At 52.6% G+C, this 14,818-nt stretch carries 10 protein-coding genes; 9 read left to right on the top strand and 1 reads right to left on the bottom strand.

Annotated elements, in window-relative coordinates:
- The first annotated feature begins 15 nt into the window (after positions 1 to 15).
- The 4 genes from metZ to G9C99_RS05530 all read left to right on the top strand — a co-directional run bounded on the left by metZ (position 16) and on the right by G9C99_RS05530 (position 5,473).
- Positions 16 to 1,197 (top strand): O-succinylhomoserine sulfhydrylase, encoded by a 1,182-nt coding sequence (gene metZ / locus G9C99_RS05545; protein WP_166416463.1) that lies wholly within the window; start codon positions 16 to 18, stop codon positions 1,195 to 1,197.
- Positions 1,198 to 1,285: 88 nt separating this feature from the next.
- Positions 1,286 to 2,389 carry a GTP cyclohydrolase FolE2 gene (folE2, locus tag G9C99_RS05540; RefSeq protein ID WP_166416462.1) on the top strand — a complete coding sequence of 368 codons (1,104 nt, stop codon included), beginning with the start codon at positions 1,286 to 1,288 and terminating at the stop codon, positions 2,387 to 2,389.
- Positions 2,390 to 2,435: 46 nt separating this feature from the next.
- Positions 2,436 to 3,884 (top strand): TrkH family potassium uptake protein, encoded by a 1,449-nt coding sequence (locus G9C99_RS05535; RefSeq protein WP_166416461.1) that lies wholly within the window; start codon positions 2,436 to 2,438, stop codon positions 3,882 to 3,884.
- The gene (locus tag G9C99_RS05530; RefSeq protein ID WP_166416460.1) at positions 3,884 to 5,473 is read left to right on the top strand and encodes a 5-guanidino-2-oxopentanoate decarboxylase; all 1,590 of its coding nucleotides are present in this window, start codon (positions 3,884 to 3,886) and stop codon (positions 5,471 to 5,473) included. The genes G9C99_RS05535 and G9C99_RS05530 overlap by 1 nt, the downstream gene beginning before the upstream one ends.
- 65 nt (positions 5,474 to 5,538) lie before the next feature.
- Here G9C99_RS05530 and G9C99_RS05525 read toward each other — a convergent pair whose 3' ends face one another.
- Positions 5,539 to 7,302 carry a serine protease gene (locus G9C99_RS05525; RefSeq protein WP_166416459.1) on the bottom strand — a complete coding sequence of 588 codons (1,764 nt, stop codon included), beginning with the start codon at positions 7,300 to 7,302 and terminating at the stop codon, positions 5,539 to 5,541.
- A 151-nt stretch (positions 7,303 to 7,453) separates the two neighbouring features.
- Between G9C99_RS05525 and G9C99_RS05520 the strand changes: the two genes are divergently transcribed.
- The 5 genes from G9C99_RS05520 to G9C99_RS05500 all read left to right on the top strand — a co-directional run bounded on the left by G9C99_RS05520 (position 7,454) and on the right by G9C99_RS05500 (position 14,753).
- Positions 7,454 to 8,383, top strand: a complete 930-nt coding sequence (locus G9C99_RS05520; protein ID WP_166416458.1) for a glycine--tRNA ligase subunit alpha — start codon at positions 7,454 to 7,456, stop codon at positions 8,381 to 8,383.
- Entirely contained in the window at positions 8,383 to 8,910 is a 528-nt protein-coding gene (locus G9C99_RS05515; protein WP_166417097.1) for a DUF6446 family protein, read from the top strand. Before G9C99_RS05520 ends, G9C99_RS05515 begins: the two co-directional genes overlap by 1 nt.
- A 1-nt stretch (position 8,911) precedes the next feature.
- Positions 8,912 to 11,269 carry a glycine--tRNA ligase subunit beta gene (glyS, locus tag G9C99_RS05510; RefSeq protein WP_166416457.1) on the top strand — a complete coding sequence of 786 codons (2,358 nt, stop codon included), beginning with the start codon at positions 8,912 to 8,914 and terminating at the stop codon, positions 11,267 to 11,269.
- A 119-nt stretch (positions 11,270 to 11,388) separates the two neighbouring features.
- Positions 11,389 to 13,932 (top strand): putative PEP-binding protein, encoded by a 2,544-nt coding sequence (locus G9C99_RS05505; RefSeq protein ID WP_166416456.1) that lies wholly within the window; start codon positions 11,389 to 11,391, stop codon positions 13,930 to 13,932.
- Positions 13,933 to 14,075: 143 nt separating this feature from the next.
- Positions 14,076 to 14,753 carry a cell wall hydrolase gene (locus tag G9C99_RS05500; RefSeq protein ID WP_231703995.1) on the top strand — a complete coding sequence of 226 codons (678 nt, stop codon included), beginning with the start codon at positions 14,076 to 14,078 and terminating at the stop codon, positions 14,751 to 14,753.
- Positions 14,754 to 14,818: the final 65 nt, after the last annotated feature.

Genomic DNA, 14,818 nt, shown 5'->3' with positions numbered 1-14,818 from the left:
CATGAGGAGTAAGACATGACACAGAAATGGAACACACGTACTGGTTTGGTACATGATGGTATTCGCCGCAGCCAATATAGCGAGTTGTCCGAAGGCATTTTCCTGACCCAAGGTTTTGCTTATGACAGTGCTGAACAAGCCGAAGCGCGGTTTATCGAATGCGGGCCAGATGAATTTATCTATGCTCGCTATGGCAATCCGACCGTACGTATGTTCGAGGAACGTATCGCTTCGCTTGAAGGTTCCGAAGACGCCTTTGCAACGGCGTCTGGAATGGCGGCCGTAAACGGGGCGTTGGTTTCTGGACTGAAGGCCGGTGATCACATCGTTTCTGCCAAAGCGCTGTTTGGTTCGTGCCTTTATATCGTTGAGGATATTCTGCAGCGCTACGGTGTTGAGGTCACATTTGTAGACGGTACTAATTTGGATGAATGGCGTGCGGCTGTTCGCCCAGATACAAAGCTCGTGTTTCTTGAGGCGCTTTCAAATCCAACGCTCGAAGTGATCGACATTCGGGGTGTTTCCGAAATTGCGCACGCTGTTGGGGCAATTGTCGTTGTGGATAATGTATTTGCGACACCGATTTTCCAACGCTCTCTTGATCTTGGGGCGGATGTGATTGTCTATTCGGCAACCAAACACATTGACGGGCAGGGGCGCTGCCTTGGTGGTGTGGTGTGCGGTACACGTGATTTTATCCGCAAAACGCTTGAACCATACCTAAAACATACTGGCGGTTCCATGAGCCCGTTTAATGCGTGGGTGATGCTCAAGGGTATGGAAACGCTCGATCTGCGGTGTCGTGCGCAAGCGGCCTCAGCTCAGGCAATCGCCGAAGCGTTGCAAGGCCATGCGAAATTAGATCGTGTTTTGTTCCCGTTCCTTAAGGATAGCCCTTACTTTGAACTCGCCCAAAGCCAGATGGAAAAGGGCGGCACAGTGCTATCGATTGACGTCAAAGGTGGCAAAGATGCGGCGTTCCGTTTTGTGAATGCACTCGAAATCTTTACCATTACCAACAACTTGGGTGACGCAAAGAGCCTCGTGACGCATCCGGCGACAACCACGCACCAGCGGTTGACGGAAGATCAGCGTGCGGATTTGGGGATCACAGATGGGTTGGTTCGGATTTCTGTCGGTATCGAAGATACTGACGACCTGATTTCTGATCTTTTGGGCGCATTGAACGCGGTTTAGGCCGCTTTCATTCGCTTTTCGTGCAGAATAAATGGTAATCTGACCGCGCAAATAGTAACCTAGCGGTAAGCCGCGCAAGGATTATGCAATGAATATGCACACTCCAAAGTCTGATGCTGGACCATCAAAAGAAGAAGCTGAAGCCGCGCTTGAGCTTATTAAAACATGGGCCAAGGGCGCAACTGTCACAGAGGTCGCGGAATTGCATCCTGTGGTGTCACGGCTTTTGCCGGGGCAAGAGGTTGCAAACTATCCAGCATTGGCAAGGGCTTATCCAGAAGAGTTCACAGTTGATGAAGCCTACAAGGCCTCATTGCCTGATTTGCAAAACGGCCCCGAGAGCCTGATCAAAGGCGCAAAACGCAATATCCAACATGTGGGTATTTCGAACTTTCGCCTACCGATCCGTTTTCACCGCCGGGACGGGTCCGATCTAACACTCGAATCTTCGGTGACGGGCACTGTTAGTCTTGAGGCTGGTAAAAAAGGCATCAACATGTCGCGCATTATGCGCACATTTTACGGGCACGCTGAAAAAACCTTTAGCTTTGAAGTGATCGAAGCGGCGCTGAATGATTACAAAGCCGATTTGGACAGCTTTGACGCTCGTATTCAGATGCGGTTTTCTTTTCCGATGCGGGTGAATTCACTGCGTTCAGGATTGTCTGGGTTTCAATACTACGACATCGCACTTGAATTGGTTGAAACACGTGGGGTGATTAAGAAAATCATCCACTTGGATTACGTCTATTCCTCGACTTGTCCCTGTTCGCTTGAGTTATCTGAACATGCCCGCCAACGTCGTGGGCAGCTCGCGACGCCGCACTCGCAGCGTTCTGTCGCGCGTATTTCTGCGGTGTTGCGCCGTGACCAGGATACATTGTGGTTTGAGGATCTGATTGATCTGTGTCGGCTTGCGGTTCCGACCGAAACGCAAGTGATGGTCAAACGCGAAGACGAACAAGCTTTTGCAGAACTTAACGCGGCCAATCCTATCTTTGTCGAAGATGCGGCGCGTCTGTTTGCAGAGCAATTGCAAAACGATGTACGTATCGGTGATTTCCGCGTTGTGGCAAGCCATCAAGAAAGCCTGCATTCGCATGATGCCGTCAGCGTTCTGACCGAAGGGGAAACCTTCCTGTCAGAAAGCCTCGATCCTAAGCTTTTTAACACGCTTTTCCACGTTGGATAACGACTGCGCTTGACACTGCCCTGTCTGCGCGTAAAGCCTTGCGGTTATGTTTGATCTGCGCCCAGTAGGATATGTGATTGGCCTTTTGGTCGCAGCGCTTGGCGTTACGATGCTGATCCCGTTGTTTTTGGATATGGCAGACGGTGGCGATCACTGGCACGCTTTTTTTGAGGCGTCGTTGATGTCTGTGCTGACAGGTGGACTTGTTGCGCTTGCTTGTGCGAACGGGGTCAAAAAAGGCCTCACCATTCAGCAAACCTTTTTACTAACAACAGGTGTTTGGGCTGCATTGCCGCTGTTTGCTGCGTTGCCGTTTATGCTGGGGGCAACAGAAGCACGATTTGTAGACGCGTTTTTCGAAGCGATGTCTGGGATGACGACAACTGGATCAACGGTGTATTCTGGCCTAGATGATTTGCCGCGCGGTTTGCTCTTGTGGCGGAGCATGATGCAGTGGTTCGGTGGGATTGGGATCATTGTTGTTGCGATGGTGTTTTTGCCGGAACTTCGCATTGGTGGGATGCAGATCTTTAAATCTGAATCCTTTGACACCATGGGGAAAATTTTGCCGCGCGCTGTAGAGATTGCATCTCGGATTTCAGCGATTTACGTGGTTTTGACCGGCGTTTGTTTTTTAGCCTATTTGGCTGTGGGGCTGCCTATGTTTGACGCGCTTAACCATGCGTTGACCACGTCTTCGACGGGTGGGTTTTCAACACATGACGCGTCATTCGGGGCGTATCAGGGAGCTCCTGAGTATGTCGCTTCGATTTTTATGGTGCTCGCGAGCTTGCCGTTTGTACGATATGTGCAGTTGATTAGTGGTAATAACAAAGCCCTGTTTCAGGACAGTCAGATACGCGTATTTTTTAGTTTGATCGCGGCGCTGGTCGTTATCATTTCGATTTACCGAGTTGTGGTAAACGAAGATTTTTATGAACACGCTTTTCGCGAAGCCGTGTTTAATGTCACGTCCATTCTGACCGGAACAGGGTTTGCCAGTGTTGACTATCAGCTGTGGGGCGCCTTTCCAGTGGTTCTGTTCTTCTTTATGGGGCTTGTTGGCGGGTGTGCGGGCTCGACTTGTTGCTCGGTTAAGATATTCCGTTATCAGCTTTTATTCGCAGCAATTGGCGCGCAGATCCGCCAAATACACGCGCCGCGCGGTATCTTTGTGCCGCGTTATGATGGGCGACGTGTGTCTAACGATGTTATGTCGTCAGTGATGGCGTTTTTCGTTCTCTTTGTCGTTTCGCTTGGCGTATTTGCGATCTTGCTGGGATTGACGGGTTTAGACTTCACAACGTCGGTTTCAGGCGCGGCAACGGCGCTGGCGAATGTTGGACCGGGGTTAGGAAATGAAATTGGTCCATCTGGCAATTTCGGACACCTCAATGACGCTGCAAAATGGATTTTGACAGCGGCAATGCTCATCGGACGGCTAGAACTTCTGGCGGTCTACGCAATATTGACAGTTCAGTTTTGGAGAAGCTGATGATTGATAAACCACTCGGTGCACAACTCTCCCATATGTTGAAGGATCGCGGTGTCGAAGTGATCTTTGGCATCCCAGGTGTGCATAATGTCGAACTCTATCGCGGAATAGAGGAAGCAGGAATAAAACATGTGCTTGCCCGTCATGAGCAGGGCGCCGGTTTTATGGCTGACGGCTATGCGCGCGCGACGGGCAAGGTCGGTGTCGCGTATCTGATCACAGGACCGGGTTTATGCAATGCAATGACACCTATGGGGCAAGGGTATTCAGACTCTGTTTCTATGCTTGTGCTGTCGTCATGTCTTGAACGCAAAGATCGCAGTATTGGTCGCGGGCGTTTGCACGAAATGAAAGACCAAGAAGGCGCAGCTGCAACTGTTTGTGATTGGTCCGTCACCGCACCGGACGCACCTGCTGCTTATCGTTTGGTGGACAAAGCCCTGTCTGAACTAAAATCAAGTCGCCCACGCCCAAAACATATTCAGGTGCCGATTGATGTTCTGGGTGAACGTGCACCTGCTGCACCAGCGGCAGCAGCGATTGCGCAATTGCCAATTGCACGCCCGGATGATGTCGAACGTGTTGCGCAGATGATGCGTGATGCAAAACGGCCAATGTTTTTATTTGGCGGAGGGGCTGTAGCAGCCTCTGCTGAAGCAAGAAAAGTTGTTGAGCAAGCTCAGGCGGCTGTCTTTACCACCTTCGCTGGACGCGGTGTGGTTGCTGGGAGTTATCCGTTGAACTACGGGGCGTATCTGCCGCGTCCAGATTCCGCATCGGAATTGGCCAAAGCCGACCTGTTGCTTTGTGTTGGAACTGAACTTGCCGAAGTTGATTTATGGCGCGACGATCTTGGGCATCGCTGTCCAATGGTGCGTGTTGATATCGACACGCATTGCCTTGCTGATGATTTTCCCGCAGACTTGCCAATTCTTGGCGACGCGAAGGTGTTTCTTAGCGAACTGTCGGGCGCGCTAGGAACACATAGCACAAGCGAATGGCGCGAAGCCGATGTAAAGGCCGCCAAAGCGCGTTTCTATTCCGAAGTGGATGCTGAACGTCCAGGCATCGCCCAAATTGCGCAAGCGATGCAAGATGCACTGCCTGAAGACACGATGTACTATTCCGACATGACGCAGTTTGCCTATGTCGCGAAAGAAGTCGTTGAAATGGAACGGGCAGGGCATTGGCATCATCCCTATGCCTTTGGCACGTTGGGTTATGCGTTACCAGCCGCAATTGGCGGCAAAGTCGGTCGCGGTGACGGCCCCGTTGTTGCAATCGCTGGCGACTACGGGTTCCATTACACAATGCAAGAACTCGGCGCAGCGGTTGAACTGGGCCTCAATATGCCAATCGTTCTGTGGGACAATGCAAAGCTCAAGGAAATCGAAGACGCTATGGTGCGTTCACAAATCGCACCAAATGCTGTGGTCGCCTATAATCCTGACTTTTGTAAATTGGCTGAGGCATTTGGCGCTTACGCTGAGGCACCTAAGTCCTTGGAGGACTTTAAATCAGCCCTGCAAAACGCATTGAAAGCCGATAAGCCAACATTGGTATATGCGACGCCTGAAATGCTTGGGTAATTTAGCCCAAAATATACGCAAAAAAATGGCGCCAGAAGAAAATCTTCTGACGCCATTTTTGTTTTTTAGTTCCAGCAGCTCACCAATACGGTCATGTCTGCCGCTTGGTTTGCCAATTGCAATGGTGTCAGGCTGTCACGGGGTGTTGCGACAGTGGAAGATACCCCATTTGCACTGAGCGCTTCGCGCAGAGCATTTGGTTTTAGGGCAAAGCTTACATCTTGCGGAAGCTGTTGTGATCCATTGCTCGCATCCGAAAGCACAAGCCCGGTGACAGAACCATTGGCATCAAAGACTGGCCCACCCGCGTTACCGGCCTGAGAGGCCAGTGCAAGGCGTTGAAGGTCTTCTTCACCGCGTAGGCCGCGCACATCCGCAAGTGTCCCGTATGTTAGCGTCGGCGCGTTCAGAACACCTTCGTATGGGTAGCCTGCAACAATCACTTCGGACTGCAACCGCGCAACGCCGTCACTAAAGGCCGCAAATGAAATTGGCGCAAGGTTCTCGCTTGGGCGCAAAACCGCAATTCCAAGATCTTGGTCAACAAATGCGACTTCTGCGGTGTGATCCCGATTGAGAGTGATTTCACGGCAAGACCCAACAACTTCGGCTGTTGTGATAACGCTTCCGCGTGCGTCTATGTAAAACCCGGTGCGGGAAATATCGGGGCGGCGAATTTCCAAACCAGACAAAAGATCAATGCTTTGTTCTGCTTGCGGATCGGCATGGCTGTCGCTCAGGGCTTCGCCAAAAGTGGAAAAGCTGCTTTGCATTTCCTGAATGACCCGCGCCAAGCGGCGTTCATCCCCAGCAGGCCAAATTACGGTAAAGCCTTTGATCATCCCATTTTCATGCTTTGCATAAGTGTAAGAATGAATGGAGCTGTTTTGGCCGGTCAGGGTGAAGTTATCAGAGTTGCGTTCACGTTCCCCTTCGAGCGGAACGATCTCAAGCGTTTGCATGATTTCGTAAAGACCGTTCATCGTGGCCCGTGTGCCGTTTTGTGAAATCAACAAAACACGCACATCATCAGGTGTGGTGCTGTCGTAATGCACAAAAGGCGGTTCAAACCGTGAAAATGAAACTAAGCCAGCAGGAATAAGCATCTCAATGCCCGCATCTTCATTGCGGATCTGAGCAAGCCCAACACCGTCGAGGATCGAGTTATACTCTTCGATCAGTTCTGTACGCTGGCGTGTGGTTAGAACGCCGGTGGGTTCATAACCGCGTGAGTCCTGATAGGCTGCCATTGCTCGGCGTGTACCGCGTCCATAAGACCCATCAATCGCTGCGTTATAGAAACCTTCGGCTTGCATTGCGATTTGCAGCAGCTTTTTCTCATCACGTGAGAGGTTGTTTTCAGACCGGCGCGCTTGGGCGACGGTTTCTTCTGGTGGTTCAACCGGTTCGGTGATGTCTGGCGTTGCGGCGACCGTTGTGTTTTCTGCTGGCTGTGTGGCTGCAACAGGTTCTGCATTCAGGTTGTTTGTGCCAATTGGCCAAAATTGCTGACGAAACCCGCTGCCATCTGCAACGAAACTGTCACGCGGGATCAGGTTTTCACGGCGCATTTGACGCAAACGTGCCACAGCATCCTCAGGGGCAAATGGCCCCAATGCAATGACATACCAGCCTGAACCAACGGAGTAACCGTTTACGTCGTCAAATGACCCACCATAGGCCCGTGCCCGGTCTTGTGCTGATCTTAGACTGGGTTGCGCTTCGATCTGAATCCAAACGTTGCCTTCTTGGGCGGTTAATTTTGACGCAGGCAATAACAATGCCAATGCCGCGCCGATGAATAGAACAAAATATAATAGTTTTTTCATTACCCTCTCGCGTTCGCAACTTCCCTAAATGCGAATCCTTGCGGCGAAATTATCAGAGCGCGCACCGATTGCACCTTATTAATTGCAACGGGCCGTTGACCACCCGCCAACCGTTGCCTATTGAGAACGCGCTTTTCATGAGGTGCCAAAGATGACCCGCGCAGATACGACCCCCAAGAGTTTTCAGGAAATTATCCTGCGACTACAGGCCTATTGGGCCGAAAAAGGCTGCGCTGTGATGCAGCCCTACGATATGGAGGTCGGGGCAGGGACGTTCCATCCCGCCACAACTTTGCGCTCTTTGGGTTCAAAAAATTGGGCTGCGGCTTATGTGCAGCCATCACGCCGCCCGACTGATGGGCGGTATGGCGAAAACCCGAACCGTTTACAGCACTATTACCAATACCAAGTTCTGATCAAACCAAGCCCGCCCAACCTGCAAGAGCTGTATCTTGGCAGCCTTGAGGCAATCGGCGTTGATATGGAAATGCACGACATCCGCTTTGTTGAGGACGACTGGGAAAGTCCGACACTTGGCGCTTGGGGACTTGGTTGGGAAGTGTGGTGCGATGGCATGGAAGTCAGCCAGTTCACGTATTTCCAACAGGTAGGTGGTCACGATTGTCACCCGGTATCTGGCGAATTGACCTATGGTCTGGAACGCCTTGCGATGTATGTGCTGGGTGTTGACCATGTGATGGACATGCCATTCAACGCACCCGATGCGATGATCCCGCTGTCTTATGGTGACGTGTTTAAGCAAACCGAAGAAGAATACGCGCGTTGGAATTTTGACGTCGCCAACACCGATGTCTTGCTGCGCCACTTTGAAGAGGCCGAAGCGGAATGCGAGGCCATTCTGGCGCAAGACCACATTGATCCGAAAACCGGCAAACGCATTATCATGGCGCACCCTGCTTATGATCAATGTATCAAAGCCAGCCACCTGTTTAACCTGTTGGATGCACGGGGCGTGATTTCTGTGACCGAACGTCAGGCCTATATCGGGCGGGTGCGCGCGTTATCCAAACAATGCGCTGATGCCTTCGTTCAAACCGAAGCCGGAGGATACTCCGCATGATGGGGAAAATTCTCGCGGGGAGTATCATCTTGACCTCAGTTGTTGCGGCTGTCGCGCTTTATTACCTTCAGGTGTATGCCTATTATGTCGAAGTTGACCTTCGCGATGATGAGCCTGCAGTTGTTATGACATCTTTGGTCACCGGTGCGCCGGAACCCATCATTGCGGATGATTTTTCCGGCATTGATTCAGACAGTTCGCCGTTGCGCTACCGGGCTTGTTTTACAACACCGCATTCACAAGCCATGCTGACGGAAACCTACGAAATCTACGACGAAGCCGTTCCCTTGGTCGCGCCAAATTGGTTTGACTGCTTTAACGCAACTGAGGTTGGCGAAGCCTTGGAAACGGGCCAAGCCATCGCGTTTCTTGGCGAAAAGGACGTCATTTATGGATTTGACCGCATCGTTGCTGTGATGGCCGATGGTCGCGGCTTTGTTTGGCACCAATTGAATGACTGTGGGGCCGACGTATTTGATGGCAAACCTTTGCCCGAAGGTTGCCCACCCGTACCGGAGAGAAATTAAAATGCCTGATCTACTGATTGAACTCTTCTCCGAAGAAATCCCTGCCCGCATGCAGGGTAAAGCGGCCGAAGATTTAAAGAAAATCGTCACCAACGGTTTGGTTGACGCGGGTTTAACCTATGCCTCTGCAGGGGTGTTTTCGACGCCGCGCCGTCTGACATTGTCAATTGATGGCCTGCTGAGCGAAAGCCCAACAACACGTGAAGAACGCAAAGGTCCGCGCGTGGATGCGCCAGAAAAAGCGATCGAAGGGTTCCTGCGCGGCGCAGGTCTGACCCGTGATCAATTGACCGAGCGCGAAGAAAAAAAAGGCAAAGTGTTCTTTGCTGTCATCGAAAAGCCGGGTCGCCCGGCTGCTGACATCATCGCGGAGGTGCTTGAGGGTGCGATCCGCAATTTCCCTTGGCCGAAATCGATGCGTTGGGGCACTGGATCATTGCGTTGGGTGCGCCCGCTGCATTCGATCCTGTGCATTTTGACCGATGAAACCGGAACAACGGTTGTGCCGATGGATGTGGATGGTATCCCGTCAGGTGGCACGACGGAAGGCCACCGTTTTATGGGCAATGGCCGTTTTGCGGTCAGTGGTTTTGATGATTACGCCAGCAAACTTAAGGCTGCCAAAGTTGTTTTGGACCCACAGGAACGCGCCGATCACATCTGGGCGGACGCGACGAACCAAGCGTTCGCGCAGGGGCTTGAGGTTGTTGAAGACGCGGGTTTGCTGCGCGAAGTGGCCGGGCTTGTTGAATGGCCGGTTGTGTTGATGGGTGACATTGCCGAAGATTTCCTAGGACTGCCGCCTGAGGTTTTACAGACCTCGATGAAAGAGCACCAAAAGTTCTTTTCCGTGCGCAATCCAAAGACGGACCGCATTGAGAAATTCGTCACCGTGGCCAACCGCGAAACGCGTGACAATGGCGCGACGATTTTGGCAGGGAACCAGAAGGTTTTGTTTGCCCGTCTGTCGGATGCGAAATTCTTTTGGGAAAATGATATTCGCGTGGCCGAGGCCGGGGCCCAGGCATGGATTGACAGCCTGCAAAACGTGACTTTCCACAATAAGCTTGGCACACAAGCGGACCGGATTGAACGTATCGCCAGCCTTGCCCGTGAAATCGCGCCAAGCGTGGGTGCGGACGCCGATGTGGCCGAGGCCGCCGCGCGATTTGCCAAGGCTGATCTGAGTTCTGAAATGGTCTATGAGTTCCCGGAACTTCAGGGGCTTATGGGGCGGTATTACGCGGGGCCAGCAGGGCATCCGCTTGAGGTTGCCAATGCCGCGCTTGAACATTACTCCCCCTTAGGTCCGTCAGACGATGTGCCAACGGCGCCGGTTTCGGTTGCAGTTGCGCTGGCTGATAAGCTTGATCTGTTAACCGGGTTCTGGGCGATTGATGAAAAGCCAACAGGATCAAAAGACCCCTTCGCGTTACGCCGTGCGGCGCTGGGTGTTATTCGGTTGGTTCTGGAAAATGGGGCTCGTGTCGAATTAAGGAGCTTGATTGAACTTTCGTTTACCTCTTTGTTCATGAGCTTAGCAGGGACATGGAAAATGGGCTCCCTTCGCGCCAACTATCAACTCGATGACAATATGAATATTCTTCTTGATGAGGAGGGTAATGCAATCCTAGCGTCTGACACCCGCTTTATATATCGAATATCTAATTTTGAGACAATCTTAGAAGAGTGGAAAAATGGATGTCTCGTGAGAAGAGATGACTGTCGTTTCCTCGCGGATATAGTTGACCGTGGAGATTTGGAATTTGAGATAGATGCTGAGGAAACGATATTCGATAAACGTTTGCATACAATAGTTAACCCAAATCTTATTGATAGTCTCCTCTCCTTCTTCCACGACCGCCTCAAGGTTTACCTCAAAGACCAAGGCATTCGTCATGATGTGATTGATGCGTGCCTCGCAATGCCCGGCAATGATGATATTGCGCTGTTGGTCAAACGGGCGCAGGCGTTGTCTGAGTTCCTGAAAACCGATGATGGTGAAAACCTGCTTCAGGGCTTTAAGCGCGCCAATAACATTCTCAGTCAGGCTGAGGTCAAAGATGGAGTTGAGTATTCATACGGTGGGGATGTGAAATTTGCCGAAACCGATGAGGAACGCGCGTTGTTTGCTGCCCTTGATCAGGCGGGTGGGGCGATCTCTCCGGCCATCGAGGCCGAAGATTTCGCGGCCGCTATGAGCGGCATGGCCGCATTACGCGCGCCGATTGATGCCTTTTTCGAGGCGGTGCAGGTGAACAGCGACAAAGACATCGTGCGCCGCAATCGTTTAAACCTGCTCAGCAGCATTCGCACAATCTGTGGGTCTGTTGCCGATCTGACAAAGATCGAAGGTTAAGCCAATCCAAAGGGGCGGGAATGCGCCGCCCCTTTGATTTATCCGACTATTTTGCCATCTGTGCCCTTGCTTGGCCGCGATCCTGCGTTATGCTGCGGTGACGCGAAAGGAATGCTGCGATGCAGAATGACACGCAAGGCTTTGAGGTTATCACACCTTCTGCCCCGCTGAATATCAACACCCACGGTGGGCGGGCGAAGTGCCTGCAACGGTTGATCCGGCTTGATATGCCGGTGCCACGCACGGTCGCGCTTTCGTTTCAGACGGTTCATGAAATTGCTGAGGGGCATTTGCCCGACACCGCTGCGATTATGGCGGGGTTTGGCGACGCACCTATCGTATCTGTGCGCCCAAGTTCAGAAGACCCTGATTGGGGCGGTCCCGGTGCAATTTTAAATATTGGCATGAATGATTTGCGCCACGCTGAGCTTTGTGCTGAACACGGCGAAGCGGTCGCAGACGCGTTGTATTTACGGTTTATCCAGGCCTATGCCGTGCATGTTGCGCGGTTGGATGCGGATGTGTTTGACGTGATTAACCCCGAGGACGACGGGGCGTTGCGCGACGTTTTGAACGCTTATGAAGACGAAACCGACGAGAGTTTTCCACAAGATCCGGCAGAGCAATTGGCGCAGGTGTTGCGATCCATGGCGCGCGCTTGGGAAGGTACGACTGCGCGGTTGCTGCGTCAGGCCAAGGGTGCGCCTGTGGATGCGGGGCTTGGGCTTGTTGTGCAGGAGATGGCGCTTGGCCTTGGGGCGGGTGAATGTGGGTCAGGCGTTATTCAGTTTATCGATGAAACGACGGGACAAAAGAAAATCAGAGGTCGCTATCTGAGCCAAAGCCAAGGGCGCGATGCGTTGACCGAAGGGGAAGGCGCGTTGTACCTCACGCGTGATCCGCGCGGGCCGTCGATGGAAGAAACCTGTGCGTCTAGTTTTGAGACGCTCATTCGATATGGCGATGCAACGCGGCAAAGACTGCGCGAAGAGATGGAAATCGAATTCACTGTGGTGGATGGTGGATTGCGTATTTTGGATGCTGTGAGGGTTCCACGCACCGCGCGTGCTGGCGTGCGTGTTGCTGTGCAACTGGCGAATGATAAAATTATCAGCCGTGAAGAGGCGTTGATGCGGGTTGAGCCGCGCGCTTTGACCGAGTTGCTGCACAAACAAGTCGACCCGGACGGCGATCACCCAACCATTTTACAAGGTATCGCTGCTAGCCCGGGCGCTGCACAAGGGCGCATCGTGTTTTCTGCGACGGCGGCTCAGGCTTCTGCTGCGCGCGAAGAGGCTTGTGTGTTGGTTCGGCGTGAAACAGCCCCTGAGGATATCCGAGGCATGCATGCCGCCAATGCGGTTTTGACCGAGCGCGGCGGGATGAGCAGCCACGCCGCAGTGATCGCACGTGGCTTAGGTTTGCCTTGCATCGTGGGTGCCAATGAAATGCGCCTGAAAAGTAAAGACAATACGCTGAAGCTGCCTGATGGCCGCATTCTGCGCGAAGGCGATATGATCACGGTTGATGGCGCGACGGGGCGGGTATTGGCCGGGGCTGCACCGCTGTTGGAACCCGCGCTAGATGAGGTGTTTCAGGCATTGTTGCAATGGGCGGATGATGTGCGGGATATCGGCGTGCGCGCAAATGCGGATACACCTGCGGATGCTGTCATCGCGCGCCGTTTTATGGCGCAAGGTATCGGCCTGTGCCGCACAGAGCATATGTTCTTTGAAAACGACCGCCTGACCGTGATGCGGGAAATGATATTTGCCGATACGCGCGAAGATCGGGCTGCCGCTCTTGAACGTCTATTGCCGATGCAACGGGCCGATTTCACGGCGCTGTTTGATATTATGCAGGGGCAACCGGTGTGCATTCGCTTGTTCGATCCGCCTTTGCATGAATTTTTGCCGCACAGCAGGGAAGGCATGCGCGAATTGGCTGGCGCTCTTGATTTGCCGATGTCGCAAGTCACACGCCGGATTGAGGCGCTGCAAGAGTTCAACCCAATGCTGGGGATGCGTGGTGTGCGGTTGGGGGTCACTGTCCCTGAAATCTATGAAATGCAGGCGCGCGCAATTTTTGAGGCGACAATTGACGCCAGCGAAAATGGCGATCCCATTGTTCCTGAAATCATGATCCCGCTGGTCAGCGCCAAACGCGAAGTGGAGCTGATCAAAACACGTATTGACGCGATTGCCTCTGAAGTGAAAACGCTGAGAAATGCGGAGTTCACTTATCGGCTGGGCGTCATGGTGGAAACGCCAAGGGCCGCATTGCGGGCCGAAGAAATCGCGCCCCATACCTCATTTTTGAGTTTCGGAACCAATGACTTAACCCAGATGACCTATGGCTTGTCTCGGGATGATGCTGGACGTTTTATGGGGGATTATGTGCGCCAAGGGGTCTTTGCTGAGGACCCTTTTCATATGCTGGATATTGATGGTGTGGGCGAATTGCTGACCATTGGTGCCGAACGTGGCCGTGCCGCGAATGACGAAGTGACGTTGTCTATTTGCGGTGAGCATGGCGGAAATCCTGAATCGATTGCGTTCTGTCGTAAGGCCGGATTTGACTATGTGTCTTGCTCCCCGTTTCGCGTACCGGTCGCTAAGCTTGCCGCCGCACAGCTGCGTCTTATTGATGATGGGGTGCAGTAAAGCGCACCAAAAAGCCCTTATGGTGTGATGTAATTGTCGCATCTATTTCGTGCAGGGTGGACAACGTGGCAAAGTTTAACTAAATAGCCGCCGTCTGCTTGTGATCGATTCCGTCGGTCACTTTTGTATGAATGGGGTTAGATATGCTGCTGCCGCGACTGATACTGCCTATTTTGTGTGTGACTATGATGGTTCTTCCGCAACAAGCGGGATCACAGGTGCCGTCATCAGGTTCAACAACAACTGGGTCCGTTCTGGAAGAAAACCTAACGCTTTTGCTAGGACAAGAACGCCAAACACTGAGCGCATTGGACGAAGCAGATATCACTGCGATGACAGTCCCTCCACGGCCCGAACCACAGCGCACGGCCGCAGGTGGGCTTGTTCAGTTTACGCGCGAATGGATTGATGCCCAGCCTACAGCGCAGGGCGGCGAAGATCTGGCGTGCCTTGCGGAAGCTTTGTATTTTGAGGCCCGTGGTGAAAGTGTACGCGGCCAATTTGCGGTGGCAGAGGTCATCCTTAATCGCGTCGACAGCAGCCGTTTTCCCGATTCAATTTGCGCGGTTATCAATCAGGGAACGGGACGCCGCTATCAGTGCCAATTCACCTATACCTGTGATGGACGTGCCGAGGTTATCAATGAACCGGCTGCATATCAGCGTGTTTCGAAAATTGCGCAAATCATGATTGAAAATGACATGCGTGATCTGACGGGTGGGGCGACCTACTATCACACAACAGCCGTGCAGCCGCGTTGGTCACGTGTATTTACACGTACGGCGTCTATTGGTGTGCATCGTTTCTACCGCGGCACCTAATCAAAACGAAGTCGTCTTCAAAGGATTGTTTGTCGTCATTTCATGGCGTGTTCCGACGTGAAAGA

Source organism: Cochlodiniinecator piscidefendens (assembly GCF_011326755.1).
Lineage (GTDB): Bacteria > Pseudomonadota > Alphaproteobacteria > Rhodobacterales > Rhodobacteraceae > Cochlodiniinecator > Cochlodiniinecator piscidefendens.
The sequence above is the reverse complement of the archived record's forward strand: the minus strand, read 5'-3'. Positions and strand labels throughout refer to the sequence as shown.